Source organism: Mycolicibacterium chubuense (assembly GCF_001044255.1).
Taxonomy (GTDB): domain Bacteria; phylum Actinomycetota; class Actinomycetes; order Mycobacteriales; family Mycobacteriaceae; genus Mycobacterium; species Mycobacterium chubuense.
Map to the genome: position 1 here is coordinate 213,623 of NZ_JYNX01000036.1, position 26,236 is coordinate 239,858.

At 71.0% G+C, this 26,236-nt stretch carries 30 protein-coding genes; 13 read left to right on the forward strand and 17 right to left on the reverse strand.

What is annotated here, in order from left to right:
* Nucleotides 1–12 precede the first annotated feature (12 nt).
* From MCHUDSM44219_RS14335 to MCHUDSM44219_RS14345, 3 genes are read right to left on the reverse strand one after another with little or no spacing between them, the layout of a single operon-like run.
* Nucleotides 13–456, reverse strand: coding sequence for an Rv0361 family membrane protein (locus MCHUDSM44219_RS14335; RefSeq protein WP_048418902.1), 444 nt, complete (start codon nucleotides 454–456; stop codon nucleotides 13–15).
* Nucleotides 453–1,625, reverse strand: a complete 1,173-nt coding sequence (purT, locus tag MCHUDSM44219_RS14340; RefSeq protein ID WP_048418903.1) for a formate-dependent phosphoribosylglycinamide formyltransferase — start codon at nucleotides 1,623–1,625, stop codon at nucleotides 453–455. Before purT ends, MCHUDSM44219_RS14335 begins: the two co-directional genes overlap by 4 nt.
* Entirely contained in the window at nucleotides 1,622–2,158 is a 537-nt protein-coding gene (locus MCHUDSM44219_RS14345) for a MarR family winged helix-turn-helix transcriptional regulator (RefSeq protein WP_413783606.1), read from the reverse strand. The genes purT and MCHUDSM44219_RS14345 overlap by 4 nt, the downstream gene beginning before the upstream one ends.
* A gap of 36 nt (nucleotides 2,159–2,194) precedes the next feature.
* Here MCHUDSM44219_RS14345 and MCHUDSM44219_RS14350 point away from each other — a divergent pair, with 36 nt between their 5' ends.
* From MCHUDSM44219_RS14350 to MCHUDSM44219_RS14360, 3 genes are read left to right on the forward strand one after another with little or no spacing between them, the layout of a single operon-like run.
* The gene (locus tag MCHUDSM44219_RS14350; RefSeq protein WP_048418904.1) at nucleotides 2,195–4,279 is read left to right on the forward strand and encodes an MMPL family transporter; all 2,085 of its coding nucleotides are present in this window, start codon (nucleotides 2,195–2,197) and stop codon (nucleotides 4,277–4,279) included.
* 29 nt (nucleotides 4,280–4,308) lie between these two features.
* Nucleotides 4,309–5,538 (forward strand): cytochrome P450, encoded by a 1,230-nt coding sequence (locus tag MCHUDSM44219_RS14355; RefSeq protein WP_048418905.1) that lies wholly within the window; start codon nucleotides 4,309–4,311, stop codon nucleotides 5,536–5,538.
* A 4-nt stretch (nucleotides 5,539–5,542) separates the two neighbouring features.
* A complete protein-coding gene (locus MCHUDSM44219_RS14360) occupies nucleotides 5,543–5,737 on the forward strand; it encodes a ferredoxin (protein WP_082162208.1) in 195 nt (64 codons plus the stop codon).
* On the opposite strand, the gene MCHUDSM44219_RS14365 is transcribed toward MCHUDSM44219_RS14360, so the two are convergent.
* Genes MCHUDSM44219_RS14365 through MCHUDSM44219_RS14380 form a run of 4 tightly spaced genes read right to left on the reverse strand, consistent with a single transcriptional unit; the run spans nucleotide 5,697 to nucleotide 9,444 of the window.
* Entirely contained in the window at nucleotides 5,697–6,368 is a 672-nt protein-coding gene (locus tag MCHUDSM44219_RS14365; protein WP_048418906.1) for a hypothetical protein, read from the reverse strand. The genes MCHUDSM44219_RS14360 and MCHUDSM44219_RS14365 overlap by 41 nt on opposite strands.
* Before the next feature lie 22 nt (nucleotides 6,369–6,390).
* The gene (locus MCHUDSM44219_RS14370) at nucleotides 6,391–7,503 is read right to left on the reverse strand and encodes a GGDEF domain-containing protein (RefSeq protein WP_048418907.1); all 1,113 of its coding nucleotides are present in this window, start codon (nucleotides 7,501–7,503) and stop codon (nucleotides 6,391–6,393) included.
* 19 nt (nucleotides 7,504–7,522) lie between these two features.
* Nucleotides 7,523–8,158 carry a PaaI family thioesterase gene (locus MCHUDSM44219_RS14375; RefSeq protein ID WP_048418908.1) on the reverse strand — a complete coding sequence of 212 codons (636 nt, stop codon included), beginning with the start codon at nucleotides 8,156–8,158 and terminating at the stop codon, nucleotides 7,523–7,525.
* Nucleotides 8,155–9,444: an adenylosuccinate synthase gene (locus tag MCHUDSM44219_RS14380; RefSeq protein ID WP_048418909.1), complete on the reverse strand. Its 1,290-nt coding sequence runs from the start codon at nucleotides 9,442–9,444 to the stop codon at nucleotides 8,155–8,157. Before MCHUDSM44219_RS14380 ends, MCHUDSM44219_RS14375 begins: the two co-directional genes overlap by 4 nt.
* A gap of 45 nt (nucleotides 9,445–9,489) precedes the next feature.
* Here MCHUDSM44219_RS14380 and MCHUDSM44219_RS14385 point away from each other — a divergent pair, with 45 nt between their 5' ends.
* From MCHUDSM44219_RS14385 to MCHUDSM44219_RS14400, 4 genes are read left to right on the forward strand one after another with little or no spacing between them, the layout of a single operon-like run.
* Nucleotides 9,490–10,107 carry a peptidase M50 gene (locus tag MCHUDSM44219_RS14385; RefSeq protein ID WP_413783607.1) on the forward strand — a complete coding sequence of 206 codons (618 nt, stop codon included), beginning with the start codon at nucleotides 9,490–9,492 and terminating at the stop codon, nucleotides 10,105–10,107.
* Nucleotides 10,108–10,116: 9 nt separating this feature from the next.
* The gene (locus MCHUDSM44219_RS14390) at nucleotides 10,117–10,893 is read left to right on the forward strand and encodes a site-2 protease family protein (protein ID WP_048418910.1); all 777 of its coding nucleotides are present in this window, start codon (nucleotides 10,117–10,119) and stop codon (nucleotides 10,891–10,893) included.
* A gap of 45 nt (nucleotides 10,894–10,938) precedes the next feature.
* Entirely contained in the window at nucleotides 10,939–11,844 is a 906-nt protein-coding gene (locus tag MCHUDSM44219_RS14395) for a cation diffusion facilitator family transporter (RefSeq protein ID WP_048418911.1), read from the forward strand.
* A complete protein-coding gene (locus MCHUDSM44219_RS14400; protein WP_131722315.1) occupies nucleotides 11,823–12,377 on the forward strand; it encodes a hypothetical protein in 555 nt (184 codons plus the stop codon). Before MCHUDSM44219_RS14395 ends, MCHUDSM44219_RS14400 begins: the two co-directional genes overlap by 22 nt.
* Nucleotides 12,378–12,439: 62 nt before the next feature.
* Here MCHUDSM44219_RS14400 and MCHUDSM44219_RS29995 read toward each other — a convergent pair whose 3' ends face one another.
* Nucleotides 12,440–12,592 carry a hypothetical protein gene (locus MCHUDSM44219_RS29995; RefSeq protein ID WP_157868766.1) on the reverse strand — a complete coding sequence of 51 codons (153 nt, stop codon included), beginning with the start codon at nucleotides 12,590–12,592 and terminating at the stop codon, nucleotides 12,440–12,442.
* A 41-nt stretch (nucleotides 12,593–12,633) separates the two neighbouring features.
* On the opposite strand from MCHUDSM44219_RS29995, the gene MCHUDSM44219_RS14405 reads away from it, so the two are divergent.
* Nucleotides 12,634–13,569: an FUSC family protein gene (locus MCHUDSM44219_RS14405; protein ID WP_053081256.1), complete on the forward strand. Its 936-nt coding sequence runs from the start codon at nucleotides 12,634–12,636 to the stop codon at nucleotides 13,567–13,569.
* 1 nt (nucleotide 13,570) lies between these two features.
* On the opposite strand, the gene MCHUDSM44219_RS14410 is transcribed toward MCHUDSM44219_RS14405, so the two are convergent.
* Entirely contained in the window at nucleotides 13,571–13,987 is a 417-nt protein-coding gene (locus MCHUDSM44219_RS14410) for a DUF3151 domain-containing protein (protein WP_048418957.1), read from the reverse strand.
* A gap of 92 nt (nucleotides 13,988–14,079) precedes the next feature.
* Here MCHUDSM44219_RS14410 and MCHUDSM44219_RS14415 point away from each other — a divergent pair, with 92 nt between their 5' ends.
* On the forward strand, nucleotides 14,080–14,832 hold the full coding sequence (locus MCHUDSM44219_RS14415) for an Rv0361 family membrane protein (RefSeq protein WP_048418912.1): 753 nt from the start codon (nucleotides 14,080–14,082) through the stop codon (nucleotides 14,830–14,832).
* Between the two features lie 32 nt (nucleotides 14,833–14,864).
* Here the strand turns inward: MCHUDSM44219_RS14415 and fbaA are convergent, their stop codons facing one another.
* Together fbaA and MCHUDSM44219_RS14425 are read right to left on the reverse strand one after the other, a co-directional pair.
* Nucleotides 14,865–15,902 carry a class II fructose-bisphosphate aldolase gene (gene fbaA, locus MCHUDSM44219_RS14420; protein ID WP_048418913.1) on the reverse strand — a complete coding sequence of 346 codons (1,038 nt, stop codon included), beginning with the start codon at nucleotides 15,900–15,902 and terminating at the stop codon, nucleotides 14,865–14,867.
* Nucleotides 15,903–15,953: 51 nt separating this feature from the next.
* Nucleotides 15,954–16,967 (reverse strand): alcohol dehydrogenase catalytic domain-containing protein, encoded by a 1,014-nt coding sequence (locus tag MCHUDSM44219_RS14425; RefSeq protein ID WP_048418914.1) that lies wholly within the window; start codon nucleotides 16,965–16,967, stop codon nucleotides 15,954–15,956.
* Between MCHUDSM44219_RS14425 and MCHUDSM44219_RS14430 the strand changes: the two genes are divergently transcribed.
* Nucleotides 16,966–17,691 (forward strand): DedA family protein, encoded by a 726-nt coding sequence (locus MCHUDSM44219_RS14430; RefSeq protein WP_048418915.1) that lies wholly within the window; start codon nucleotides 16,966–16,968, stop codon nucleotides 17,689–17,691. The genes MCHUDSM44219_RS14425 and MCHUDSM44219_RS14430 overlap by 2 nt on opposite strands.
* Here MCHUDSM44219_RS14430 and map read toward each other — a convergent pair.
* Nucleotides 17,648–18,418, reverse strand: coding sequence for a type I methionyl aminopeptidase (gene map, locus MCHUDSM44219_RS14435; protein WP_048418958.1), 771 nt, complete (start codon nucleotides 18,416–18,418; stop codon nucleotides 17,648–17,650). The genes MCHUDSM44219_RS14430 and map overlap by 44 nt on opposite strands.
* 63 nt (nucleotides 18,419–18,481) lie before the next feature.
* Between map and MCHUDSM44219_RS14440 the strand changes: the two genes are divergently transcribed.
* Entirely contained in the window at nucleotides 18,482–18,748 is a 267-nt protein-coding gene (locus MCHUDSM44219_RS14440) for a helix-turn-helix transcriptional regulator (protein WP_048418916.1), read from the forward strand.
* Nucleotides 18,749–18,754: 6 nt separating this feature from the next.
* Here MCHUDSM44219_RS14440 and nhaA read toward each other — a convergent pair whose 3' ends face one another.
* A complete protein-coding gene (nhaA, locus tag MCHUDSM44219_RS14445) occupies nucleotides 18,755–20,611 on the reverse strand; it encodes a Na+/H+ antiporter NhaA (protein ID WP_048418959.1) in 1,857 nt (618 codons plus the stop codon).
* Nucleotides 20,604–21,713, reverse strand: a complete 1,110-nt coding sequence (locus MCHUDSM44219_RS14450) for a glycoside hydrolase family 76 protein (RefSeq protein ID WP_048418917.1) — start codon at nucleotides 21,711–21,713, stop codon at nucleotides 20,604–20,606. Before MCHUDSM44219_RS14450 ends, nhaA begins: the two co-directional genes overlap by 8 nt.
* Before the next feature lie 72 nt (nucleotides 21,714–21,785).
* Between MCHUDSM44219_RS14450 and MCHUDSM44219_RS14455 the strand changes: the two genes are divergently transcribed.
* Nucleotides 21,786–22,322, forward strand: a complete 537-nt coding sequence (locus MCHUDSM44219_RS14455; protein WP_236695453.1) for a TetR/AcrR family transcriptional regulator — start codon at nucleotides 21,786–21,788, stop codon at nucleotides 22,320–22,322.
* The gene (locus MCHUDSM44219_RS14460) at nucleotides 22,319–23,911 is read left to right on the forward strand and encodes an MFS transporter (protein ID WP_048418919.1); all 1,593 of its coding nucleotides are present in this window, start codon (nucleotides 22,319–22,321) and stop codon (nucleotides 23,909–23,911) included. Before MCHUDSM44219_RS14455 ends, MCHUDSM44219_RS14460 begins: the two co-directional genes overlap by 4 nt.
* Here the strand turns inward: MCHUDSM44219_RS14460 and MCHUDSM44219_RS14465 are convergent.
* From MCHUDSM44219_RS14465 to MCHUDSM44219_RS14475, 3 genes are read right to left on the reverse strand one after another with little or no spacing between them, the layout of a single operon-like run.
* Nucleotides 23,804–24,448, reverse strand: a complete 645-nt coding sequence (locus MCHUDSM44219_RS14465; RefSeq protein WP_048418960.1) for a TrmH family RNA methyltransferase — start codon at nucleotides 24,446–24,448, stop codon at nucleotides 23,804–23,806. The two genes, MCHUDSM44219_RS14460 and MCHUDSM44219_RS14465, sit on opposite strands and share 108 nt — an antisense overlap.
* Nucleotides 24,448–25,350, reverse strand: coding sequence for a hypothetical protein (locus MCHUDSM44219_RS14470; RefSeq protein WP_048418920.1), 903 nt, complete (start codon nucleotides 25,348–25,350; stop codon nucleotides 24,448–24,450). Before MCHUDSM44219_RS14470 ends, MCHUDSM44219_RS14465 begins: the two co-directional genes overlap by 1 nt.
* Nucleotides 25,337–26,113, reverse strand: a complete 777-nt coding sequence (locus MCHUDSM44219_RS14475) for an SDR family NAD(P)-dependent oxidoreductase (RefSeq protein WP_048418921.1) — start codon at nucleotides 26,111–26,113, stop codon at nucleotides 25,337–25,339. Before MCHUDSM44219_RS14475 ends, MCHUDSM44219_RS14470 begins: the two co-directional genes overlap by 14 nt.
* Between the last annotated feature and the right edge of the window lie 123 nt (nucleotides 26,114–26,236).

Genomic DNA, 26,236 nt, shown 5'->3' on the forward strand with positions numbered 1-26,236 from the left:
AGTGTCCCACAGCTAGCTGGGACCGGTCGAACAGACCTTCCAGGCCCCGGCCTCCTTGAGGAAGGTCGCCTCGACGGTCTGCTTCGCGTCCGGATCCTTATCGAAGTGGTAGGTGACCGACGCAGTCGCCCGGTCCCCGTCGACGGCCACGTCGGAGACGCCGTCGACGAACCGTTCGCCCCTCTTGGCCACCGAGTCACGATGGGCCGCAGTCACTTTCGCTTCGTCGCCGGCCTCGGCCGCGCAGGTGAACGACCGGAAGTCCGCGAAGTCACCGCGCTGCAGCGCGTCGTTCTGGCCCACGGCGGCCCGGCCGATCTGCTGGGAGTCGGTGAGCTCGTCGTGGGAGAAAACGTTGAAGAGCCAGATTGCGATCACGATGGCCACAATGATTGCCAGCGCACCCAGGAACGGCGTCGCGGTCGAGCCGGTCGACGTGTCATCGGGTTCGGTCACGACAACCTGCGCAGCGCGGACGCCACCCGGCGGGCGCGGTCGCGGGCCACGATCGGATCCGGGGCGGTGGCGGTGGACAGCGTCCGCCGGCCGCGCCCCTCGCCCGCCGGGAACAACCGGACGTCGCTCTCGGCGACCGCCAGCGCGTCGGCCAGCACGGCGCGCAGCGTGGCGTCGCCGACAGCGGGATCGGTGTCGGTCTCGGTATCGACGTCGACGATCTCCATCGCGCCGGGCGAGATCATGATGGTGTCGACCGGCAGGCCGAGAATGGCCCGGGCGTGCAGCTCGAAGGCCGACAGCCGCTGCGAACGCAGCGTCACCAGCGCGCTGTCCTGCGGCCGCGGCCGGACATCGGTGAAGTAGACCTCGTCGCCGCGCACCAGCAGCTCGACCGCGAAGACACCGCGTCCGCCCAGCGAGTTGACGATCCGCGCCGCGATCGACTTCGCCGCGTCCAGGGCCGCCGGCGAAAGAGCATGCGGCTGCCAGGATTCCAGCGTGCCGGAGGTGGGCCGGTGATGGCCGATCGGTTCGCAGAAGTGCACGGCCGGACCGGCGGGACCGGTGGTGCGCACGGTCAGCAGCGTCACCTCGACGTCGACCTCGACCACCGTCTCGGCCAGGACGCGGTGCAGGCTGAGCCGGCCGCCCGCCACCGCGCGCCGCCACGCAGGCTCGACATCGTCAGACCGGAGCACCACCGACTCGCCCTCACCCGGGACCGCGGCGATCGGTTTGACCAGCAGCGGGAAACCGGCGTGCTGGGCGACCGCGGTGAGTTCCTCGACCGAGCCGGCGAACCAGAACGGCGCCGTCGGCAGGCCGAGCTCGTCGGCGGCCAGCCGTCGCAGCCCCTCACCGTCCACCGACAGCCGCAGCGCGCGCGGCGTGGGGAACACGTCGACGTCCTCGCGCTCCGCGGCGGCGAGCAGCGCGTCGGTCGCCACGCCGCCCGCATCGGCCACCACGAACCGGGGGCCGGTCGCGTCGATGAGGCCGGTCAGCGCGTCGGCGTCGGTCATCGCCGCCATGTCGTCGGAGACCGTCACCCGCGCACCCAGCCGCTCGAAGGCCGGCGCCAGCTCCCGCGTCCGTTCGCCACCGCTCAGCAGCAGCACCGAAGTCGGTTCGGCCGCCGTCGTCTCACCCTCACCCGTCTCACTCATCGAGCCTCCAGCCTGCCAGAACCACCGGCCGGATCGCCCGCGAGATCGTCGCGAAACGCCCCCATCGCATCGACGACGGCGCCGAACACCCGGTGCGCGGCCCGCAGATCGTCGTCGGGAAGCTCCGCCAGCGCCTCGCGGAGGTGTTCGGCCAACGGGGTGAAGAATTCGCGGGCCACCTGCATGCCGTGCTCGGCGACGCGCAGTTTCACCTTGCGCCGGTCGGCCGGGTCGGGCTCGCGCAGCAGGTGACCGGAGGTGATCATCCGCTCGACCAGGTAGGTGATCGCGGCGCCGGACATCCCCATCCGGGTGCGCAGCTCGCCGGCCGCCAGCGGCTCGCCGGTGGTCTCGGCGACCGTGATGTGCAGCAGCGCGCGGAAGTCGTTGGCCGTCATCGCGTGGCGTCCGGCGAAATCGTGACCGATCTGATCGGACTGGGCGGTGAGCGCCCGCACGTCGGCGGCGATCAGCGCCTCCAGCGCCGGGCGGTCGGGATCCTGCACGGTCCCCACCTTAGCCGGAAAGTTCATTTGATTAATTGTTAATTATCTGAAATATTCGTGGGCATGAGCCGACGACTTTCCTGGCTGATCGCTCTCGTCGTCATCGTCGCGTCCGGTGCGTTGATGGGCCTCCTCGGCGGCGGCGACTCCGGTGATCAGTCCCCCGTTCCCGTGCCCACCGCTGCCGAATCGGCCCGCGCGGACGCCGTCCGTGCCGAATTCCCCGGCGGCGACCAGGCGCCCGTCCTGCTCGTACTGACCCGCGACGACGGCGCCGCTCTGTCCACGGCCGACCGCGACGCGGCCGACCAGGCGCGCCAGCGGATGCTCACCGCCGCGGGCGCGAACAACGCCGGACCGCCCGTGCAGGTCTCAGAGGACGGGCAGGCCGCCATCGCCGTGGTGCCGCTGAACTCCGACCTGTCCGGCTTCGCGCTCACCGACGAGGTCAAAGCGCTGCGCGGGGCGGCCACCGACGGCCTGCCGGACGACCTGAAGGCCGAGGTCACCGGTGGACCGGCGTTCGGCGCCGACATCGCCGACTCGTTCTCCGGAGCCAACTTCACACTGCTGGCCGTCACCGCGGCGGTGGTCGCGCTGCTGCTGATCGTCACCTACCGCTCACCGGTGCTGTGGCTGGTGCCCCTGCTGGTCATCGCGTTCGCCGACCGGGTCGGCGGCGTGGTCGGCAGCGCCGTCGCCGAAGGGCTCGGCATGTCACCCGACGGGTCGACGACCGGCATCACCAGCGTGCTCGTGTTCGGCGCGGGCACCAACTATGCGCTGCTGTTGATCTCCCGCTATCGAGAAGAGCTGGGCCGCAACGAGTCTCACCACGACGCGCTCAGCACGGCGGTCCGCCGGGCCGGACCGGCGATCATCGCCAGCAACGCGACCGTGGTGCTGGCCCTGCTGACGCTGCTGTTCGCGACGTCCCCGAGCACCCGCAGCCTCGGGGTGCAGGCGGCGTCCGGCCTGGTGGTCGCCGCGGTGTTCGTGCTGCTGGTGCTGCCGCCGTTCCTCGACCTGTTCGGCCGGAAGTTGTTCTGGCCGTTCATCCCCCGCGTCGGAGCGACCGCACTCACCGAAGGCGGGGCGTGGCACCGGGTCGCCGACGGCGTGGCGCGCCGGCCCGCGCTGGTGTCTATCGTCGCGATCGGCGCGCTGGCGCTGCTGTGCACCGGGCTGCTGCGCACCCCGATCGGCCTGTCCCAGACCGAACAGTTCCGCGTGCAGGCCGAGTCCGTCAGTGGTTTCGACACACTGGCCGACCACTTCCCCAGCGGCCTGACCGATCCCACCCTGGTGATCGCCTCCACCGACCGCACCGCCGAGGTGCAGCGCGCGATCACCGCCACCCCCGGCGTCGTCTCCGCCACCCCGGCGGGCACCTCACCGCAGGGCCTGACCCAGTGGTCGGTGGTGCTGGCCGCCGCGCCCGCCACCGACGAGGCGTTCGACACGATCGACGCGCTGCGCGACGCGGTGCACGGCGCCGACCCCGCCGGCCTGGTGGGCGGATCGGACGCCAAGGCCCGCGACGCCGCCGGGGCCGCCGGCCACGACCGCGCGGTGGTGGTGCCCGCGATCCTCGCGGTGGTGCTGCTGGTGCTGTTCGTGCTGCTGCGCTCCGCGCTGGCACCCCTGGTCCTGGTCGCGGTCACGGTGCTCAGCGCACTCGCCGCGCTCGGACTCGGCGGCTGGGCGAGCGTGCACCTGTTCGGGTTCCCCGCCCTGGACAACAGCGTTCCGCTGTTCGCGCTGCTGTTCCTGGTCGCCCTCGGCGTCGACTACACGATCTTCCTGGTGACCCGCGCGCGGGAGGAGACACCGGAGCACGGCACCCGCGACGGCATCGTGCGGGCGGTGTCGGCGACCGGTGCGGTGATCACCAGCGCGGGCATCGTGCTGGCCGCGGTGTTCTGCGTGCTCGGGGTGCTGCCGTTGATCGCGCTGACCCAGGTCGGCATCATCGTCGGCCTCGGCATTTTGCTGGACACCTTCGTGGTGCGCACGGTGGTGATCCCGGCCCTGTTCACGCTGATCGGTCCCAAGATCTGGTGGCCTGCGCTGCAGGATGCCGGCGACGGACCCGACGCCGCCGGGGCCGGCGGACGGCACCGCGCCGGGGCGGCGGCGCACCCGTAGCTGCGCCGCCGTGCCGGTAGCGTCGTGTGATGAGTCAGGCCGACACCCGCGCCGAACCGGAGCCCGGGCTGCCCCCGCTGCACATGCGCCGCGACGGACTCGACCCGACGCCGGCACTGCGCGAGATCCGCGACAACGTCGGCGTGCAGATCGTGACCAACGCGTTCGGCCTGAAGGTCTTCCTCGTCACCCGCTACGACGACGTCAAGACGGTGCTGTCGGATCACGCGCGGTTCTCCAACGGCCGGCCGCCCGGGTTCGTCGTCCCCGGCGCCCCGCCGATCGACGAGCAGGAGGCGGCCCGCAACCGGGCCGGGAACCTGCTCGGCCTGGATCCGCCGGAGCACCAACGCCTTCGGCGCATGCTCACCCCGGAGTTCACGATCCGGCGCATCAAGCGGCTGCAGCCCCGCATCGTCGAGATCGTCGACGCCCAGCTCGACGCGCTCGCCGCCGCGGGCCCGCCGGCCGACCTGGTCGAACACTTCGCGCTGCCGATCCCGTCGCTGGTGATCTGCGAGCTGCTGGGCGTGCCCTACGCCGACCGCGACGACTTCCAGCGCCGCAGCGGCCGTCAGCTCGACCTGTCGATCCCGATACCGGAACGGCTCGAGCTGCAGCAGGAAGGCCGGGCCTACATGGCGTCGCTGGTCAGCCGCGCCCGCGCCGAGCCCGGGGAGGACATCCTCGGCATGCTGGTGCGCGACCACGGCGACGAGCTCACCGACGACGAGCTGATCGGCGTCGCCGGGCTGCTGCTACTCGCCGGCCACGAGACCACGTCGAACATGCTCGCGCTGGGCACACTGGCACTGCTGCGTCACCCCGCGCAGCTGGCCGCGGTCCGCGACGACCCGGCCGCGGTCGCCCCGGCGATCGAGGAACTGCTGCGCTACCTGTCGATCGTGCAGACCTCGATCCCGCGCATCACCACCACCGACGTGGAGATCGCAGGCGTCGAGATCCCCGCGGGCCGACTGGTGTTCGCGTCCCTGCCGGCGGGCAACCGCGATCCCGCGTTCATCGACGCACCGGAGACGCTCGACATCGGCCGGGGCACGCCCGGACACCTCGCGTTCGGCCACGGCGTGCACCACTGCCTCGGTGCCCCACTGGCCCGGATGGAGATGCAGATCGCGTTCCCGGCGCTGCTGCGCCGGTTCCCGAACCTGGGGCTCGCCGAGGATTTCGCCGACGTGGAGTTCCGGTCGTTCCATTTCATCTACGGTCTGAAGTCGTTGGAGGTGTTATGGGAGTGATGTGGTGAGCAAGGTTTCGGCCGATCGTGAGCTGTGCATCCAGGCCGGCAACTGCGTGATGGTGGCGTCCGAGGTCTTCGATCAGGACGACGACGGCATCGTGGTGGTCCTCACCGAGGACGTCGACGGCCAGCCCGCCGACCACGCCCGCGAAGCCGTCAAGCTCTGTCCGGCAAGTGCGTTGACGCTGCAGGGGTGAACAACAACAGCAGGCTCACCAGCAGCACCCACACCGGGAAGGCGACGGTGGTCCACGGGCTGACGTCGCTCGCGACCAGCACCGCGACCGCGACCAGATAGGTCACCACCACCAACCAGCGCGGCATGAGCCGGGTCCGCAGCCAGATGGTGGCCAGCGACATCATGAACACCGCCGCCATCCGCAGCGCGTACGTGTTGGCCAGTGCCACCAGCAGACCCTGGCCGAACGCGGCCACCTCCGTGCGGGCGCCGGCCTCGGCGACGAACTGCTTGCTCGCGAGCAGCCCCGCCCCGACGGCGGTCGAGGCGAAGATCATCGCCAGGAACAGCAGCCCGCTGCCGAGGAACACCGTCGTGAAGAACTGATCCTCCAGCCGGCCCAGGCCGTCGCGCAGCACCCCGATGAACCACAGGAACGCGATGCCCGAGAACGGCATCAGCACCACCGCCAGCTTCAACCGCGCACTCGTGCCGTCGACCCACTGCGACCCGAGCTCCCCTCCCGGGGGCAGCGAGGTGCGCAGCACCACCAGCACGGTGCCGAACAGCACGGCGAACAACACCCCGGCCAGCGCCGCCGCCCGCGGCGTGGTCAGGCTCCGCAGCTGACGTCCGGAAGCGTGGGTCACGGCGTCATCCTGGCACGCGGGCTCACTCCCCGGCGGGAACTGCGTCATCTGCGCTGACCGTGCAGTTGCCACCGGCGCCCTTGGCGCGGTACATCGCCGCATCGGCACGCTCGATGAGGGCCCGAATCGCCGTCGGCAGCTCCCGGTCGGACGTCCATGCCGTCGCGACGCCGACGCTGATCGTCGGCACCACCGTGGTGTCACAGCGGGCCACCGCCTCGTGCAACCGGTCGGCCACGTCCAGCACCGTGCGGGGGCCGGCGTCGACGACGAGGACGAACTCCTCGCCCCCGGTGCGGGCGATCACCGAGCGCACCCGCAGGGACGTCACCGCGTCGCGCGCCGCGTTGGCGACCGACACCAGCACCCGGTCGCCCGCGTCGTGACCATGGCCGTCGTTGACGGCCTTGAACTTGTCGATGTCGACGGCCAACACCCCGAGGTGCGCGCCGCCCGCGGGCACCAGACCGATGACCTCGTCGTCCAGTCCGCGCCGGTTGAGCAGCCGGGTCAGCGGGTCGTAGAGCGCGTCGACCGCTCCCATCCGCAGCGCCAGCAGGTAGGACTGCACGATCACCGGAACGCCCACCACCGTCGGCAGCAGCACCAGCAGGCGCACCGTCACCACGCTCGGCTCGGCGGTGTCCTGGGCGAGAGCCAGCGCGTACATCCACCCGAACGCCGCGACGGTGAACACCAGATGCAGCGCCAGCGCGCGGGGTCCGTGGGCCACCACGATGTAGATGCCATTGGCCGCCAGCAGCGCCAGCCCGGGCATCGCGGTGAAGGCGTCCTGATAACAGGCGATCACGGCGAGCACCGCGAAATCGGCGTAGACCGCGAAGGCCGCCGACTGCCGTTCCGTGGGGAACGGGCCGACGATCCAGATGAGCCCCAGCACCGCCGAACTGATCGCGACCACCAGCACCAGTGCCTGACCGCTGACGGCGCCGCCGTCCCGGGACGCCCAGAGCATCGTCAGCAGCGCGATGAGCCCGTAGAGCAGCGAGAAGGCGCCGATGAAGACCTGGTGGATGCGCAGCATTCCCCGCGAGCGCAGATGCCTTGCCGTCCAAGCGAAGTCGAACGGCTGCCGCCACCAGATCAGCAGGAAGTCGCGAAGGCCCTTCTCCATCGCCCCCCTGCAGCAAGCGTCACGGCTGTCCGGGGAGCAGCCGAATCATCAATCCGTTCGCCTCGGCGAGCAGGTCGCCGTCCGGGTTGCGCAGCTCGGCGTTGACGAACGCCTTGCGGCCCTGCGCCTCGCGCAGCCAGCCCCGCGCGGTGAGCACCGTGTCGATCGGGGTCACCTTGCGGTAGTCCACGTGCAGGAATGCGGTCCGGCTGATCGGGCGCCCGGTCGCGTGGATCACCATCCCGAAGACCGAGTCGAACAGCAGCGGCAGCACACCGCCGTGCACGGCGTGGTTCCCGCCCACCGAGAACCGGCTGAACTGTACCTGCAGCTCGACGCCGTCGGCGGTGAATTCGGTGACCCGGTACGGGGGCATCAGCAGGCTGCCCGCACCGGGCAGCGAGGGCACTCGGTTCGCCGGACCCACCCCTTCGCCGGCCTCGGACGGCGCCAGCAGGTCGACCAGCGACTCGGCCAGATCGGCCGCGCGGTCCCAGGTGCCGGCGTCGGGGGCGGCCGACACCGCCAGATCCTGGGCGCGGCGCATCGCCGTCAGGAAGCGACCGAACCCCGGGCCGGGGGTGGCCGGCTCGAAGTTCGGGAAGCCGCCGTGGCTGTCGTAGTCCGGATCGAGTGTCCGTGGGTCGTCACTCATCCGAGGACGTCGCGGCGCACGATCGTCTGATCGCGCCCGGGACCGACGCCGATGCACGAGACATGGGCGCCGGCAAGCTCTTCCAGACGCAACACGTAGTCGCGCGCCTTGGCGGGCAGGTCGTCGAACTCCCGCGCCCCCGAGATGTCCTCCCACCAGCCGGGCAGCTCCTCGTAGATCGGCTCGGCGCGGGCGATGTCGCTCTGGGTCATCGGCATCTCGTCGGTGCGCTTGCCGTCCACGGTGTAGCCGACGCAGATCGGCACCGTCTCCAGGCTCGACAGCACGTCGAGTTTGGTCAGGAAGTAGTCAGTGATCCCGTTGACCCGGGTGGCGTACCGCGCGATGACCGCGTCGAACCACCCGCAGCGACGGCGACGGCCGGTGGTGACACCCACCTCGCCGCCGGTCTTGGCCAGGTACTCGCCGTACTCGTCGAACAGCTCGGTGGGGAACGGACCCGACCCGACGCGCGTGGTGTAGGCCTTGAGGATCCCCAGCACCGTGGTGATGCGGGTGGGTCCGATGCCGGAGCCGACCGCCGCCCCTCCCGACGTCGGATTCGACGACGTCACAAAGGGATACGTGCCGTGGTCGACGTCGAGCAGCGTGCCCTGCGAGCCCTCCAGCAAGACCGTCTCCCCGCGCTCGAGCGCGGTGCCCAGCAGCAGCCGGGTGTCGGCGATGCGGTGCCGGAAGCCCTCGGCCTGCGCCAGCAGGTTCTCCACCACCTCGCCGGCGTCGAGCGCCTTGCGGTTGTAGATCTTGACCAGCACCTGGTTCTTGAATTCCAGTGCGCCCTCGATCTTCTCGGCCAGCGCCGCCGGGTCCAGCACGTCGGCGACGCGGATGCCCTGCCGCGCGATCTTGTCCTGGTAGCACGGGCCGATACCGCGGCCGGTGGTGCCGATCTTCTTGCTGCCGGCGTACCGTTCGACGACCTTGTCGATCGCGACGTGATAGGGCATCAGCAGATGCGCGTCGGCTGAGATGAGCAGGCGTTCGGTGTCCACGCCGCGCTCTTCGAGGCCGCGCAGCTCCGTGAGCAGTACTCCCGGATCGACGACGACGCCGTTGCCGATCACGTTCGTCACGCCCGGGGTGAGGATCCCCGACGGGATGAGGTGCAACGCGAAGTTCTCCCCCGTCGGGAGGACCACCGTGTGGCCGGCGTTGTTGCCCCCCTGGTAACGCACCACCCATTGAACCCGGCCACCGAGAAGATCGGTGGCCTTACCTTTGCCCTCGTCACCCCACTGGGCGCCGATGAGGACGATTGCCGGCATGCCGCGCCTCTCCCGCTCGAATGCTGTGCATAGTGTGTGCAGCCGGTGAGCTACCTTATCCGATCGCGGTCCCAGACCCCGCCCGTCGCGGTTTTGACCTTCGGCGACCGCCGCGCGCCGCGCGCGCTGCGCGACCTGCCGACCACCGGACTGGATGGCCTCACCGCCTGGCGCCGTGTCGTCGTGGTGGGCTCGTCCGCGGATCTGGCCGCCACGCTGACCGCCCTGCTGCGCGCCGACCGACTCGACGTCGAGGTGGCCCACGTCCGGCATCCCTGGCGGGCACGACGCGCCCTGACGGCGCCCGCCACCCGGGTGCCGCTGATCAGGGACGAAACCGGCACCGTCGTCATCGGAGCGGCCCACTGGCGGCCCGCCGACGGGCAGCGCACGATCCGGGGCGAGGCCGTCGTCGACGACACCGTGCTGTTCGACGGTCAAGTCCCGGCCGTGCGGATCGAGCCGACCGCGCAGCTGCCCGGCCTGCGCGCCGCCGTGCTCGCGGGCCGGTGGCGGCCCCGGCGCTGGGTGACCGGGCGGGCGGCGCAGCTCGGGACGACGGGCGCGCTGGTGATCCGCGACGGTGTGCCCGGCCCGCGGCCGCTGCGGCGCTCGACGTTCTACCGGCACACGGAGGGCTGGTTGCGCGTCGGCCGCAGGTAGCTTGGGTGAGTGAGCATCCGTCCGCTGCGCCAGTCGGTGCGGCCGAGCCCTCTGTTCCTCGCGCTGATCGCGCTGACGGCCGTGGGCGGGGTGCTCGCCTGGCTGCCGGGCGCGCAGGCGGAGCCGATGGCGTATGTCGGTGTGTTCGCGTTCGTGATCTTCGGCTGGCTGGTGTCGCTGTGTCTGCACGAGTTCGGCCACGCCTACTCGGCCTGGCGGTTCGGTGACCGTGACGTCGCCGTGCGCGGCTACCTGACGCTCAACCCGCTGAAGTACTCACACCCGCTGCTGTCGCTGGGCTTGCCGATCCTGTTCATCGCGCTGGGCGGCATCGGTCTGCCCGGCGGCGCGGTGTACGTGCAGACCGGCTGGATGACCCGGCGGCAGCGCACGCTGGTCAGTCTCGCCGGTCCCGCGGTGAACCTGGTGTTCGCGGTGGTGTTGCTGACGCTGACCCGGCTGCTCTACGACCCCACGCACTCGGTGTTCTGGGCAGGGGTGGCGTTCCTCGGCTTCCTGCAGGTCACCGCGTTCCTGCTGAACATGCTGCCGATTCCGGGCCTGGACGGGTACGGCGCGCTGGAGCCGCATCTGAGCCCCGAGACGCAGCGGGCCGTGGCGCCGGCCAAGCAGTGGGGCTTCTTGATCCTGCTGCTGTTGCTGTTCGCCCCCGGCGTCAACCAGTGGTTCTTCTCGGCGGTGTACTGGCTGTTCGAGCTGTCCGGCGTGCCGTCCTACCTGTCGGCCGTGGGCGGCCAGCTGACCCGGTTCTGGTCCGCCTGGTAGCAGCACCCTTGCCACATATGCGACTTTGCGCATATATTCGGCCCCATGGGCGCGGGACACGATCACAGTCACCGGAACGACCCTGATGCCCGCGTGTCCCGCATGGTCATCGCCGCGGGCATCCTGACGGTCTTCTTCGCGGTCGAATTGGGCACCGCGCTCGCGATCAACTCGATCGCGCTGCTGGCCGACGCCGGACACATGCTCACCGATCTGGTCGCGATGTTCATGGGCCTGACCGCGGTGCTGCTCGCCAAACGCGGCAGCACCTCGCCGTCGCGAACCTACGGCTGGCACCGCGCCGAGGTGTTCACCGCGGTCGCGAACGCGGTGCTGCTGATGGGCGTGGCCTGCTTCATCCTCTACGAAGCCGTCGAACGTCTCGGCGGCGCGCCCGAAGTGCCCGGCGTACCGATGATCGTCGTCGCGCTCGCCGGCCTGCTCGCCAACGCCGTGGTCGTGCTGCTGCTGCGGTCGCAGTCCAAGGACAGCCTCGCGGTCAAAGGCGCCTACATGGAAGTCGTCGCCGACACCGTCGGCAGCATCGGCGTGCTGATCGCCGGCATCGTCACCGTCACCACGCGCTGGCCGTACGCCGACGTCGTCGTCGCCGTGTTCGTCGCGCTGTGGGTGCTGCCGCGGGCGATCGCGCTGGCCAGGGCCGCGCTGAGGATCCTCTCGGAGAGCTCGCCGAGCCACATCGACGTCGACGAACTGCGCGCGGCGCTGTGCCGCGTCGAGGGCGTCACCGAGGTGCACGACCTGCACGTGTGGACGCTGGTGCCGGGCAAGGACATGGTCACCGCGCACCTGACCAGCAAGCGCGACTCCGCACGGGTGCTCGACGACGCTCGCGCCGTGCTCGCCGCGCGCGGACTCGACCACGCGACCGTCCAGGTCGAGCCGCCCGACGCGGCCGCCGACTGCGAGTGCGAAAGCCAGAACCGGTAGCCCCGCCACGCCTGCCGATCGCCGTGCGCGCGGCGGTCAGCACCGCGATCCCGGTTCTGCTCGGCTGGGCCGCCGGCGACGTCGGAGCCGGGCTGATCGCCACCCTCGGGGCGTTCACGTCGCGCTTCGGCGTCGGCAGACCCTATCTGAGCCGGGGCGTGCAACTCGCGGTCGTGGCGGTGGCGCTCGCCGCCGCGGTGGCCGCCGGGGCGTGGGCCGCCGACATCGCATGGCTAGGGGTGCTGACGATCTCGGGAGTCGCGGTCGCGGCGGTGTGGCTGTGTACAGCGCTGGCCGTCGGGCCGCCCGGCGCCTACGTGTTCGTCGTCGCCTGCGCGGCCGGGGTCGGCGTCTCGGCGTCGCACCTGAGCCCCGGGCAGATCGCGCTGCTGGTGCTGGCCGGCGGCGCGATCGCCTGGCTCGTCCAGATGGCAGGCGCCGCAACGGGATTCCGGCGCCCGGAGCGGGCGGCGGTGCGAACCGCGGCAGAGGCCGTCGCCGCCTATCTCGACACGGTCGGCGAGCCCGATTAGGACAGGGCCCGGCACCGCGCGGCCACCGCGCTGCACCAGGCCTGGGCGAACCTGGTCAACCATCAGCCGCTGGCCGCACCGGCCGGCAGCGAGCTGGCCCGCCTGCGCGCCACCACCCATGCGGTGCACGTGCTGTTCGCCGACGCGATGTCCGCCGCGGCCCGCGGTGAGGCGCCCGAGCCCGGCTCGGCCGACGTGGCGCGGCACGTACTCACCCATCACCTCCGGGGGCGTCGCGAGCGCCACCACCCATGCGGTGCACGTGCTGTTCGCCGACGCGATGTCCGCCGCGGCCCGCGGTGAGGCGCCCGAGCCCGGCTCGGCCGACGTGGCGCGCGCCCTGGGCGCCCGTCGAGTCGAGCCCGACACGATCGCCCACCGCGACCCCGACCGGTTACCGCTCGGCCGGCCCCCGACGCGGGACCTGCTGAGGCAGGGGCTGCAGACGGGTTCACAGACGCGCCGGGTGATGGTGCGGGTCGCGCTCGGCGTGCCGCTGGCCGGCTTCGCGGCCGTCGGCCTGGGCGTGGACCGGGCGTACTGGGCGATGGCGGCCGCGGTGCTCGTGCTGCACCAGGGCACGCCGCTGTGGCGCACGCTGCGTCGCGGCGCCGAGCGCCTGGCCGGCACCTGGATCGGGCTGGGCCTGGCCGCCGCCGTCATCGTGGTGCATCCGCAGGGCTGGTTCCTGGCCGTGGTGCTCGCGCTGCTGAACTTCGCCATCGAGATGCTGGTCACGCGCAACTACCTGCTCGCCTCGGTGTTCATCACGGCGACCGCGCTGACCATCGGGACCGCCAGCCGCCACCTCGAACCGGGGCAGGTCGGACATCTGCTGCTGGCGCGCGGGCTGGACACGCTGATCGGCTGCGCGGTCGGCATGGCGGTGTACGTCGTGCTGGCCGGCCGACAGGAGATCCGCCGGCTCGACGACGCAATCGCCCGCACCAGGACGGCGATCTCCGCCACCGAGCCCTTCGTCGCCGCGGGCGACGCGGTCAGTCTGCCCGCCCGCGCGGCGCGCCGCGACCTGCAGCGGGCCACGCTGGACATGCTCGAGGCGCACGAGGCGGCCACCGGCGGATCGAAGGATCAGCGCGCGGCGGCCGACCGGCTGTGGCCGGACGTGGTGGCCGCCGAGCACACCTCCTACGAGACGATCGCCGCGCTGTGGGCGATCGAGACGCGGTGACTCAGGCCAGGCCGAGTTCGGCGCGGGCCGCCGGGTCGCAGTCGTCGAGCAGGTCCAGGCAGCGCTGATACTCCGGGGTCTCCCCGATCGCGTCGGCGGCGCGGGCCAGCGCGGCGACGCAGCGCAGGAAGCCGCGATTGGGCTCGTGCGCAAACGGCACCGGACCGAAACCCTTCCAGCCGTTGCGGCGCAACTGGTCCAGACCGCGGTGGTAGCCGGTCCGGGCGTAGGCGTACGCGGTGATGGCCTGGTCGTCGGCGAGGGCATCCTCGGCCAGCGCCGCCCAGGCGACCGACGCCGACGGGTGCGCCGCGGCCACGATGGCCGGGTTCTCCGCGGCGTCCAACTCGGCCTCGGCCTCGGGGTCGCCTGGCAGCAGTACCGGTTCCGGTCCGAGAAGATCGCCCATCCGAGTCATGGTCACCATTGTGCCGTGCGGGGTTACTCAGTCGTCACCGCGGATGGATAAGCTTCGGCCATAGCGCCGTCAGGGAGGACCGCAGCACTCCGATGTCGAACCCCACAGGCCCGGATCAGCCGGACCAGCCCACCGATCCCGACCACGAGCCCGCCACCGAGGTCTTCGCGCCCGCCGATCCCGCCGGGCAGGATCCGTCGGCGCAGCCGGAGGGAGAGCGTCGCTTCACGGCGCCGTCCGGTTTCGACGCGGGTTCCACCCAGATCATCAACCGCCCGACCGAGCCGGCCACCGAGGTGTTCGGCACCGGTGGCCACGCCGAGACCGAAGCCTTCCCTGCCCAGCCCGTCGCGCCACAGAAGATCCCGCCGCGCGGTGACGCGCCGAAGCCGCCCGGCAAGAAGCGCAGCTGGGGGTGGGTGATCGCGATCGTGCTGGTGATCGCCGCGCTGGCCGCCATCGCGATCCTCGGCACGATCCTGCTGACCCGCGGGTCGTCGCCGTCGGCGTCGCAGGAGGACCGGGTCCGCGAGACGATCCAGGACTTCGACATCGCCGTGCAGAACGGCGACCTGGCGACGCTGCGCAGCATCACCTGCGGCAGCACCCGCGACAGCTACGTCAGCTACAACGACAAGTCCTGGGAACAGACCCACTCGCGGGTCGCCGCGGCCAAGCAGTACCCCGTCGTCGCCAGCATCGACCAGGTCGTGGTCAACGGCGACCACGCGGAGGCGAACGTCACCACGTTCATGGCCTCCGCGCCGCAGACCAGGTCGACGCGCAGCTTCGACCTGGAGTTCGTCGACGACCAGTGGAAGATCTGCCAGGCCGCCAGTAGCTAGCCCGCCGCATCTGATTGCGGGCTTCTCTTCGTTCAGCCCGCGGTGACGCTGCGGCCCGCGCTGTGCAGGTCGTTGCACGCCTCGACCACCCGCTCGCTCATTCCGGCCTCGGCCTTCTTGAAGTAGCTGCGGGGGTCGTACACCTTCTTGTTGCCGACCTCGCCGTCGATCTTGAGCACGCCGTCGTAGTTGGTGAACATGTGGCCGACGATCGGGCGGGTGAAGGCGTACTGGGTGTCGGTGTCGACGTTCATCTTCACCACGCCGTACTTCAGTGAGTCCTCGATCTCCGACTTCAGGGAGCCCGAGCCGCCGTGGAAGACGAAGTCGAACGGCTTGGACCCCTCGGGCAGACCGAGCTTGGCCGACGCCACCTTCTGCCCCTCGGCCAGCACCTCCGGCCGCAGCTTGACGTTGCCCGGCTTGTAGACGCCGTGCACGTTGCCGAACGTCGCGGCGAGCAGGTACTTGCCGTGCTCGCCGGCGCCCAGCGCCGCGATGGTCTTCTCGAAGTCCTCGGGCGTGGTGTAGAGCTTGTCGTTGATCTCGGCCTCGACGCCGTCCTCTTCACCGCCGACCACGCCGATCTCGATCTCCAGGATGATCTTCGCCGCCGCGGCCTGCTTGAGCAGCTCCTGCGCGATCGACAGGTTCTCGTCGATCGGCACCGCCGACCCGTCCCACATGTGCGACTGGAACAGCGGGTTCTGCCCCTTGGCGACGCGGTCGGCCGAGATCGCCAGTAGCGGCCGCACGTAGGTGTCGAGCTTGTCCTTCGGGCAGTGGTCCGTGTGAAGCGCGACGGTGATGTCGTACTTCGCGGCGACCACGTGTGCGAACTCGGCGAGTGCGACCGCGCCGGTCACCATCTCCTTGACCCCCAGCCCGGACGCGAATTCCGCTCCGCCGGTGGAGAATTGGATGATGCCGTCGGATCCGGCGTCGGCGAAGCCCTTGATCGCGGCGTTCACGCTCTCCGAGCCGACGCAGTTGATCGCCGGGAAGGCGAAGGAATGCTCCTTGGCCCGGCCGAGCATCTCGGCATAGACCTCCGGCGTGGCGATGGGCATGGCACTTCCTCTCGGCTGGGGTGGTTGGAGTATCTCAGGAACGGGGTGCGCTCACACGGTCAGAACCATCCGGTAGCGGGCACGCCCGGAGTCCATCGCGTCGAAGGCTTCGGCGGCCTCGGCCAGCGGCCGTTCCTCGACCATCGCCCGCACCCCGCTCAGCAGCGCGAAGTGCAGCGTCTCCTCGACGTCGCGCGACGTTCCGGACGGGTGCCCGCTCACCGAGAGCCCGGCGTTGATCAGGTCGAGGGGGCTGATCGGCAGGTTCTCCGGCGTGACGCCGACGGCGACCAGTTCACCGGTCGGGCCCAGCCCGGCCACGGTGGCCGCCATGGCGGCGGCGTTGTTGGCGGTGGCCAGCACCACCGCGGCGCCGCCGAGCTTCTGCAGTTCCGCCGCGACGTCCTGCTCGGTCGAGTCGATGTAGTGGTGCGCACCGAGCTTCGTGGCCTCCTCGGCCTTCCCGGTGCCCCGCGCGATGGCCACCGTCTCGAAGCCCATCGCCCGGGAGAACTGCACACCGAGGTGCCCGAGGCCACCGACCCCCAGAATCGCGACCAGGTCACCGGCCTTGGCCCGGGTCTGGCGCAGCCCGTTGAACGTCGTCACCCCCGCACAGCCCATCGGGGCGGCCTCGACGAACGACAGCCCGTCGGGGATGCGCGCCAGCGCGGTGGCCGGCGCGACCACCGACTCCGCGTAACCACCGGGGTAGTGCCAGCTCGGCACCTCCATCCGCTCGCACTGCATGAACAGCCCCTTGCGGCAGGGGATGCAGCGGTTGCAGTTGCCGCCGAACCAGCCGATCGCGACCCGGTCCCCCGCCGCGAAGTCCTCCACCCCGTCGCCGACCTCGGCAACGGTGCCGGCGATCTCGTGGCCGAGCGTCAGCGGCCACTGCAGTCCGGGGAAGTGTCCGGCGTGGAACTCGCGGTCGGTACCGCAGACGCCGCACGCCGCGACGTCGATGCGGACATGGCCCGCGGACGGAGAGGGGGTCTCGACCTCGACCAGGGTCAGCGGTGCGTCAGCTTCGGCGACATGGACGGCCTTGTGGGTGGGCATGCCTCACTGTAGAGCGCCGGTACCCTTGAGACCCGTGGTCGTCGACACTCTCGCCCTGATGCCCGACTTTCTGGACCCGATCACCCTGATCGGCTACTTCGGCACCTGGGCGCTCGTCGGCATCCTCGTGGTCGTCTTCGTCGAATCCGGCGTGCTGTTCCCGATCCTGCCCGGCGACACCCTGCTGTTCGTGGCGGGCATGCTCGCGGCGGGAACGGCGGCCCGCGCCGACGCCGTCGATGCGAACTTCCACCTCTGGCAGCTGCTGGTGTTCATCCCCGTCGCGGCGATCCTCGGTGGGCAGGTGGGGTACTGGATCGGGCGCAGCCTGGGCACCGCGATGTTCAAGCCGAACGCGCGCGTGCTCAAGCAGCGCTACCTCGACGAAGCGCACCTGTTCTTCGAGCAGCGCGGACCGTTCGCGATCGTGATCGCCCGGTTCGTGCCGATCGTGCGCACCTTGGCGCCGATCACCGCGGGCGCAGCGCGCATGAGCTACGGCCTGTTCACCGCGTTCAACGTGCTCGGCGCCGTGCTCTGGGGCGTGGGACTGGTGCTCATGGGCTACGGGCTCGGCCAGTTCGAGGTGGTGCAGAAACTCCTCGAGCCGATCTTCATCTTGATCGCCGTCGCGTCGATCACGCCGATGATCTGGGAGTGGTACAAGCGCCGCAAGGCCGCTAAGCAGGCCGGCCCGTCAGCACCAGAGCCGCACCATCCGTGACCGCGATCGTGTGCTCGCTGTGCGCGGTGCGTGACCCGTCGGCCGACCGGATCGTCCATCCGTCGCGGTCGTAGACGATCCTCTTCGTGCCCTGCGCGAGCCACGGCTCCAGCGCCAGGGTCAGCCCCGGTTTGAGCTCCATGCCGCGCCCGGCGCGCCCGACATTCGGCACGTGCGGGTCCTCGTGCATCGTGCGGCCCAGCCCATGCCCGCCGAAGTCGGTGTTGACCGGATAGCCGTAATCGGCGGCCACCGCGCCGATCGCCGCGGAGATGTCGCCGAGCCGCCCTCCGGGTCGCGCGGCGGCGATGCCGGCCGCCAGCGCCTGTTCGGTCGCCTCGATGAGCCGCTGATCCTCGACGCGCGGTGTGCCAACGATGATGCTGCGCGCCGAATCGGCGACCCACCCGTCGATGGAGACGGCGATGTCCATGCTGAGCAGATCCCCGTCGCGCAGCACGTAGTCATGCGGCAGACCGTGCAGCACCGCGTCGTTGACCGAGAGGCAGATGACGTTGCGGAACGGTCCACGACCGAACGACGGCGCGTAATCCCAGTAGCAGGACTGCGCCCCGCGCTCGGCAATCAGGTCCCGCGCGCGCTGCTCGAGGTCCAACAGGTTGACCCCGACCGCGGCGCGCTGCGCCAGGTCCTCGAGCAACTCGGCGATGAACGCGCCGGTGACCCGCATGGCCTCGACCTCCGCCGCTGTCTTCAACTCGACCACGAGCACACCTTTCATCGACCGGTATAGAAATACCAGTCTAGCTCGGGGCCTATTCTGGGCGACATGGTGCGATCACCTTTGACGCCGCAGCAGCGCGCCGCGGGCCGCCGGCTCGGCGCCTACCTGCGTGACGCCCGCGGCGAACGCAAGGCCGCCGACGTCGCCCACGCCGCCTCGATCTCCCCGGAGACGCTGCGCAAGATCGAGACCGGCCGGCTCTCCACCCCCGCGTTCACCACGGTGGCGGCGCTGGCGGCGGTGCTGAAGATCCGCCTCGACGAGCTCGCCCGCATCTGCCTGCCCGAGTGGGACCTGGAGAACACCGGCTAGACGCGTCTACAACCGCGCGGTCCGGGACTCCTCGAGCGCGCGGATCAGGCTCGCGGCGTCCCAAGGACCGCGGTGCCGCTTGCCGTTGACGAACAACGTCGGCGTCGCGTTGAGATCCATCGCCTCGGCGTCCTCGGCGTCGTCGGTGACCCGGTGCAGCACCTTCGACGAGTGGATGCGCACGTCGGCGTCGAAGCGTTCGATGTCGCAGCCCGCCGCCACGGCGTACCGGTAGATGTCGGACCACTCGAGGTCGTCCTGGTGGGCGAACAGTTCGTGCGCCATCTCCCAGAACCTGCCCTGCAGGGCCGCGGCCTCGCTGGCCCGGGCGGCGTCGAACGCCCGCGGATGGGACCGCTCGAGCGGAAAATGCCGCCACACATACAGCAATTCGTCGCCGAAGTGCGCCCGTACCTCGTCGATCGAGCCGGTCGCCCGGCTGCAGAACGGGCACTCGAAGTCGCCGTACTCCACCAGAGTCAGGGGTGCGTCGGGCCGGCCGCGAGCATGGTCGCGCTCCACATCGATCGGACGCAGCAGATGCAGGCCGACGGGCTCGGGCGGGCTGAGCCAGTCGGTGATCCGGAAGATCGCCCAGCCGAACGCGAACGCGAGCACCGAGGCCGCCAGCACGCCGATGCGGGCCTGATCCTGCCGGCCGGGATCGGTGATCGCGATGTCGACGATGAACAGCGAGATCGTGAACCCGATGCCCGACAGCGCGGCGCCACCCATGATCCGGCGCAGCGTCAGACCCGGCGCCAGCACGCCCAGCCCGGTGCGGCGCATGAACCACGTGGCGCCCGTGATGCCGATGAACTTGCCGATCACCAGGCCCGCCACGATGCCCCACGTCAGCGGGGAGCGCAGCGCCGCGCCGAGGCTCTGCGCGTCCAGCCGCACGCCGGCGTTGACCAACGCGAACAGCGGAAGGATGCCGAACGACACGATCGGCCCGACCGTGGTCTGCAGCCGTTCGTTGATCGAGATCGATTCCTGCAGTGAGCGACTCGCCGCCCGCGCGTACTGCGAGTTCGGCGACTGCCGGAATGCGCGGATCTGCTCGACGGCCCGCTCCACCGGGCGCCGCTCCGGGGTGAACACCGGGATCAGCAGCGCCACCGCGACACCGGCCAGCGTCGGGTGCACCCCGCCCAGGTACAACGCGATCCACAGCCCGACCCCGAGCACCGCATAGGCGGGCCCGCGCGCCTTGGGGAGGTACCGGACCAGGGCCAGCGCGCCGAGCAGCACCACCGCCACCACCAACGGCGCGATGCTGATCTCGTCGGAGTAGAACAGCGCGATCACGCACAGTGCGCCGACGTCGTCGACGACGGCCAGGGTCAGCAGGAACAGCCGCACCCGCGCGGGGAACACCGGTTTGATGATCGCCAGGGCCCCCACCAGGAACGCGGTGTCGGTGGAGATCACCACGCCCCACGCCTGGGCGTCCTCCCCCGACGGATTGAAGGCCAGGAACACCACGGCCGGCAGCACCAGCCCGGCGATCGCCGCGACCACCGGCACCGCCGCCCGGGACCGGTCGGTCAGCTCGCCGATGGTGAATTCGCGCGTCACCTCCAGACCGACGATGAAGAAGAAGAACGTCATCAGCGCGTCGTTGACGAGATGCTTGATCGACATCGCGACGTGGTGCTCGCCGAGGCTGAGTCCGACCTCGGTCTCGAGCAACGTCGAATAGGCATGCGCCCAGGGCGAATTCGCCCACAGGATGGCGATCACGGTGAAGATCAGCAGCAGTGCCGCGGCCGTGTTGTCGCCTGTCTTGTTCGTGGTGCTGCCGCGGCTCAGCCGCGAGGGCCGCAGCGGGAACCCGCGCGGGGTGGCCGGTTCAGTCACGGTCACCGGCGACGGTGTGGGCGGCTTCCATCACCATCCAGCCTGCCAGTTGGACCGACAGATCGCGCTCCGGGATCTCCGAGGAGTTCACCGCACCCTCGACGAACTGCGCGTCCTGGGTGCCCGCCGTCGGCACCTGGGCGTCGCGCTCCCAGAACGCACTGAACAGCGGCAGATCCTCGACCGTCGCCCGGTTGTCCCAGGCCGCCTGCGCCGAGGACAGCACCAGCGACCCCGCGGTGTCGCGGGCCGTCTCGTCCTCGGCCCCGCCGGCGGGCAGTGCGGTGGCCACCAGCGCCAGGTAGCGCGCCAGGATGCCGTGGAACAGGCCGCCGTCACCGCCACCCGCACCCTTGAGCACGCCGTCGGGCGCCATGTGCTCGGCGACCGCGGCCACCAGGCGGTGCACCCGCTCGGAGTGGCGGGGATCCTCGGTGCGCACCGCGAGCTCGGTCTCGAGCCCGAGCACCACACCCTGGCAGTAGGTGTACTGGGCGCGCACCAGCGAACCGCCCTTGATCCCGTCGAACACCAGATGCGTCTCGGGGTCGATCAGGGTCTCGTCGATCCAGTCGGCCATCTGCTGCGCGCGGCGCAACCGTCCCTCGGTGCGGGCGAGGAAGATGCCCGCGGGGCCGTTGGCCGGGGCGTTGAAGAACTGGTCCTGCTTACGCCACGGGATGCCGCCGCCGTCCTCGGGCACCCAGGAGGTGAGGAACTGGTCGGCGAGGGTGTCGAGCGCCTTGGGCCGTTCCACACCGGCGAGCCGCCCCGCCCGCTCGAGCGCGAGCGCCAGCCACGCCATGTCGTCGTAGTAGTCGTTGGTCCACCGGCCGACGTTGCGCAGCCGGTGACCTCGGACCTGCCGGGTGATCCGGGCGAGCCGCTCGGGCTGCGGGTCCCGCACCTGCGCATCGACCAGGTTGTCCAGCAGATGGGCCTGCCACCAGTAGTGCCACGTCCCGAAGCGGCGCTGCTTGCCCGCCGCCGGCCACGCCACCACGCCGAGCTGGGTGCCCGGCAGCCCCCAGAGCTTGCGCAGGTGCCGGGTGGTGATCGCGGCTTCGGCGCTGGCCGCGCGGTTGGCCCACATCTGATCCATGGGTCGATCCTGCCTCACCCCGCCCCCCGAAGCTATGAGACAAATCTGTCTCATATGAGCTACAGTCGTCTCATGTCCACTCGCGACGATCTGCTGCGCGCGGCGGCCGACTACCTCGGCCGCCGGCCGAACGCCACGCAAGACGAGATCGCGGCCGCCGTCGGCGTCAGCCGCGCGACGCTGCACCGGCACTTCTCCGGTCGCGTCGCGCTGATGGCGGCACTCGAGGAACTCGCGATCGCCGAGATGGGCACGGTCATCACCGCCGCCCGGCTGCAGGAGGACAGCGCCGCCGAGGCGCTGCGCCGGCTCGTCACGACGTGCGAGCCGGTGTCGGCGTGGCTGGCCCTGCTGTACAGCCAGAGCCAGGAGGACCCGACCGCGTGCCTCGAGGTGTGGGAGGAGATCGACGGCGCGATCACCGAGCTCTTCCTGCGGGGGCAGCGATCCGGCGAGTTCCGGCCCGACCTGCCCGCCGCGTGGCTGACCGAGGCGTTCTACAGCCTGGTCACCGCGACCGACTGGTCGATCCGCGTCGGCCGCGTCGCCGCCCGCGACTTCGGCCGCATCATCACCGACCTTCTTCTGAACGGAGTACGACCCTCATGACCCGCCGTTGGTTCGCTCTCGGCGTCCTCACGCTCGCCGTTCTGCTCATCGGCGTCGACGGCACTGTGCTGGCGCTGGCGACACCGTTCATCAGCGAGGACCTCGGCGCCACCGGCACGCAGATCCTCTGGATCGGCGACATCTACTCGTTCGTGCTGGCCGCGCTGCTGATCAGCATGGGCAGCCTCGGCGACCGCATCGGCCACAAGAAGCTGTTGCTCTGCGGCGCAACGGCTTTCGCCGCCTTCTCGGTGATCACCGCCTACTCCACGAGCCCGCAGATGCTCATCGGCACCCGCGCGCTGCTCGGCATGGCCGGCGCGACGCTGGCCCCGGCCACACTCGCGCTGATCCGCGGGATCTTCACCGACCAGCGGCAGCGCAGCATCGCCGTCGGCATCTGGGCCTCGACGTTCTCGGCCGGCGCCGCGCTGGGCCCCGTGGTCGGCGGCGTGCTGCTCGAGCACTTCTGGTGGGGATCGGTGTTCCTGATCAACATCCCGGTGATGGTGGTCCTCGTCGCCGGCGGCATCGTGCTGCTGCCCGAGCACCGCGATCCGCAGCCGGGTCCGTGGGATCTACCCAGCGTCGCGCTCTCCATGGTCGGCATGATCGGCGTGGTCTACGCGATCAAGGAGGGCTTCGCCGGCCTGAGCCACGGCATCGGTGGCGACGTGCTGATCGCCGGGATGCTCGGCGCCGCCGCGCTGACGCTGTTCGTGCGGCGGCAGCTGCGGCTGCCGCATCCGCTGATCGACGTGCGGCTGTTCACCAACCCGCGGTTCTCCGGCGTCGTCGCCGCCAACCTGCTGTCGGTGCTCGGCCTGTCGGGGCTGGTGTTCTTCCTGTCCCAGTACTTCCAGCTGGTGCACGGCTACGGGCCGCTGAAGGCCGGGCTCGCCGAACTGCCCGCCGCGGTGACGGCGACGGTGTTCGGCGTGATCGCCGGTCTGCTGGTGCGCCGCCTCTCCCACCGCCTGGTGCTGACCGTCGGCCTGGCGCTGGTGGGTGTCGCGATGGCCGCGATGATGGTGTCGCTGCTGGTGTTCACCCCCATCGCGCCGTACCCGCCGCTCGGGGTGTCGCTGTTCGTCGTCGGCGTCGGTCTGGGCCTGGCGTTCACGGTCGCCAGCGACGTGATCCTGGCCAGCGTGCCGAAGGAGCGGGCCGGCGCCGCCGCGGCCGTGTCGGAGACGGCCTACGAGCTGGGCATGGCGCTGGGCATCGCGCTGCTGGGGTCGATCGTCACCGCGGTGTACCGCACCGTCGTCGTCGCGCCCGGAATCCCCGGACCGGCGGCCGCCCAAGCCCGCGACTCGCTGGCGAGTGCGGTGCACGCCGCCGACACCCTGCCGCCGGCGCAGGCCGAGAGCCTGCTCGACGCGGCACGGACCGCTTTCACGCACGGGCTGTCGGTCGCGTCCGGGGTGGGCGCGCTGCTGCTGCTCGTGTCGGCGGTCGGGGTCTGGATCCTGCTCAAATCACCAGGCCCGGCCGAGGTCGGCGTGCTGGCGGATCCAGGTGTGCATCGCGATCCCCGCGGCGACCGCCGCGTTGATGCTCCGTGTGGAGCCGAACTGCGCGATTGACACCGTCAGCGCGGCGCCGGCGCGCGCGGCGTCGGTGATGCCGGGCCCCTCCTGGCCGAAGACCAGTAACGCCTCGCGCGGCAGCGTCACCTCCTCGATCCGGGCGGCGCCGGGCACGTTGTCGACCGCCACGACGGTCAGCCCCTCCTGGGCCGCGGCGTCCAGCAGCGCCGCGGTGCTGTCATGGTGGCGCAGCCGCTGGTAGCGGTCGGTGACCATGGCGCCGCGGCGGTTCCACCGCCGTCGCCCCACGATGTGCACGGTGTGCACCGCGAAAGCGTTGGCGGTGCGCACCACGCCGCCGATGTTGGCGTCGTTGCCGAAGTTCTCGATCGCGATGTGCAGCGGGTGCCTGCGCTCGTCGATGTCGGCGATGATCGCCTCGCGCGTCCAGTACCGGTAGGCGTCGACGACGTTGCGGGTATCGCCGTCGCGCAACAGGTCCGGGTCGTAGCGGCCGTCGTCGGGCGGCGGACCCGGCCACGGCCCCACGCCCGGGCTCTCCCCCCACTCGGTGGGGCCGGGCTCGTCGGTCATCAGCGCCTCCACAGCGCGGCGTGGGTGCCCACCACCGACACCGTGGCGTACAGCAGCGCCTGGTTGATCTCGCCCTGCGTGCACAGCGACGCCCGGACCTGCACGCCCTCCCGCGACGCCTCGGGCAGCACCAGCAGCGAGGCTCCGTAGACGCTGCACGCGTGGCTGAGTCCGCGGCCCGGCAGCGTCGGCGCGGCCAGCACCATCAGCGGACCGCCCCGCGCGGCGGAGTCGTCGCGGTAGCGCGCAGCCAGCCCGCTGATGTCGAGCCCGATCAGCATGTAACCCTTGCCCGAGAAGGCCTCGGGATCGCCCAGCGCGGTCGGGTCCAGCGCGGTGCCGTCCGCGCGGAACGCGTCGAGGCTGGTGGCCTTGATGCTCAGCCCGGTGTCGTTGACGTTGATCTGCGGAAGGCCGATCGGGAAGGCCGCCGGGTAGGCGATCGTCGTGCCCGGCATCCGGTCGCGGGGCGAATAGGCGTACACCCCGCGCACCTGCGACTGGTCCCGGAACGGGCCGATGCACACCGTGCCCGACATCCGGTCCGTCGTCGGAGCCAAAAGAGGTTGCAGCGCAAGGGTTGTGACGTCCTCGCAGCCGCCGATCGCGTTGGCCTCCACGGGGTGGTCGAGCGCACCGTAGAGACCGAAGCGGATGTCCTCGGGTTTGGCGTGCGCGCCACCCGGCTGCGACGGGGAGGCGTCGACGTCGATGAGCACGTAGTCGGCGTCGAAGCGCAGGTTGGCCACCGACATGTTCCACCCGAGCGTGGCCAGCGATTCGCCGATCGTCGCGGTCGCCGCCGAGTACACGTCGTCGTCTGCGGGGTCATCCGAGCAGGAGGTGGCGGTCAGCACGAGCGCCAGCAGGAATGCGATCAGCCGGGTCTCAGGTCCGACCACGGCCCTTGCCCACGACTCGGGTCAGCGCGCGCACGACATTGCGCGGCACCAGGCGCCCGCCGGTGGTCAGCGCCTTGTACTGCAGGCCGGGAATGATCACGATCCGGCCCTTGGCGATGTCGGACATCGTCTCGCGCACCACGTCGTCGACGTCGAGCCACAGGAATGAGGCCGTCCCGGCCATGTCGATGCCGGCGCGCTCGTGGAACTCGGTGCGCACGAACCCCGGACACAGCGCGTGCACGCCCACGCCGGTGCCGCCCAGCCCGTTGGCCAACCCTTCGGAGAACGACACCACCCACGCCTTGGACGCCGAGTACGTGGAGCCGCGCCCGGGCAGCAGGCCCGCGACGCTGGCCACGTTGAGCACCGTGCCCTCCCCGGCGGCCAGCATGGCCGGCAGCGCGGCGTGGGTGAGCGCCATGACGGCGGTGACGTTGACGTCGAGCTGGGCCTGCAGTTGTTCGTAGGGCGCCGACCAGAATTCGCCCGCGGTGCCGAAGCCCGCGTTGTTGACCAGCACGCGCACCCCGGCGCGCAGCCGCTCGGCGACGGTCTCCCGGTCGGCGGACTCGGACAGGTCCGCGCGGATCACCTCGACCCGGGTGCCCTGTTGGTCGCGCAGTTCGGCGGCGAGGCGCTCCAGCCGGGTGACGTCACGGGCCACCAGCACCAGGTCGTACCCGTCGACGGCGTAGCGGCGCGCGAAGCCTTCACCGATCCCGGACGTCGGTCCGGTGATCAGAGCGACGGGGCGGGACATGCCCCAGAGAATACTTATCGCTGATAGTTCGGCGATTGCCGCCCGTTACGGGGGGCCGACGGCGGGACCGGCTGTGCGGGGGCGGGGCAGCGACGCGGACGTGTCGGCGTTGAGCGCGTCCTG

Bases quoted from the DNA above. Each gene is read 5' to 3' on its own strand.
- purT (WP_048418903.1), bottom strand. From the start codon at position 1,625: ATGAGTGAGACGGGTGAGGGTGAGACGACGGCGGCCGAACCGACTTCG.
- MCHUDSM44219_RS14345 (WP_413783606.1), bottom strand. From the start codon at position 2,158: ATGAACTTTCCGGCTAAGGTGGGGACCGTGCAGGATCCCGACCGCCCG.
- MCHUDSM44219_RS14350 (WP_048418904.1), top strand. From the start codon at position 2,195: ATGAGCCGACGACTTTCCTGGCTGATCGCTCTCGTCGTCATCGTCGCG.
- MCHUDSM44219_RS14355 (WP_048418905.1), top strand. From the start codon at position 4,309: ATGAGTCAGGCCGACACCCGCGCCGAACCGGAGCCCGGGCTGCCCCCG.
- MCHUDSM44219_RS14370 (WP_048418907.1), bottom strand. From the start codon at position 7,503: ATGGAGAAGGGCCTTCGCGACTTCCTGCTGATCTGGTGGCGGCAGCCG.
- MCHUDSM44219_RS14375 (WP_048418908.1), bottom strand. From the start codon at position 8,158: ATGAGTGACGACCCACGGACACTCGATCCGGACTACGACAGCCACGGC.
- MCHUDSM44219_RS14380 (WP_048418909.1), bottom strand. From the start codon at position 9,444: ATGCCGGCAATCGTCCTCATCGGCGCCCAGTGGGGTGACGAGGGCAAA.
- MCHUDSM44219_RS14395 (WP_048418911.1), top strand. From the start codon at position 10,939: ATGGGCGCGGGACACGATCACAGTCACCGGAACGACCCTGATGCCCGC.
- MCHUDSM44219_RS14410 (WP_048418957.1), bottom strand. From the start codon at position 13,987: ATGACTCGGATGGGCGATCTTCTCGGACCGGAACCGGTACTGCTGCCA.
- MCHUDSM44219_RS14415 (WP_048418912.1), top strand. From the start codon at position 14,080: ATGTCGAACCCCACAGGCCCGGATCAGCCGGACCAGCCCACCGATCCC.
- fbaA (WP_048418913.1), bottom strand. From the start codon at position 15,902: ATGCCCATCGCCACGCCGGAGGTCTATGCCGAGATGCTCGGCCGGGCC.
- MCHUDSM44219_RS14430 (WP_048418915.1), top strand. From the start codon at position 16,966: ATGCCTCACTGTAGAGCGCCGGTACCCTTGAGACCCGTGGTCGTCGAC.
- MCHUDSM44219_RS14425 (WP_048418914.1), bottom strand. From the start codon at position 16,967: ATGCCCACCCACAAGGCCGTCCATGTCGCCGAAGCTGACGCACCGCTG.
- MCHUDSM44219_RS14440 (WP_048418916.1), top strand. From the start codon at position 18,482: ATGGTGCGATCACCTTTGACGCCGCAGCAGCGCGCCGCGGGCCGCCGG.
- MCHUDSM44219_RS14450 (WP_048418917.1), bottom strand. From the start codon at position 21,713: ATGGATCAGATGTGGGCCAACCGCGCGGCCAGCGCCGAAGCCGCGATC.
- MCHUDSM44219_RS14455 (WP_236695453.1), top strand. From the start codon at position 21,786: ATGTCCACTCGCGACGATCTGCTGCGCGCGGCGGCCGACTACCTCGGC.
- MCHUDSM44219_RS14460 (WP_048418919.1), top strand. From the start codon at position 22,319: ATGACCCGCCGTTGGTTCGCTCTCGGCGTCCTCACGCTCGCCGTTCTG.
- MCHUDSM44219_RS14465 (WP_048418960.1), bottom strand. From the start codon at position 24,448: ATGACCGACGAGCCCGGCCCCACCGAGTGGGGGGAGAGCCCGGGCGTG.
- MCHUDSM44219_RS14475 (WP_048418921.1), bottom strand. From the start codon at position 26,113: ATGTCCCGCCCCGTCGCTCTGATCACCGGACCGACGTCCGGGATCGGT.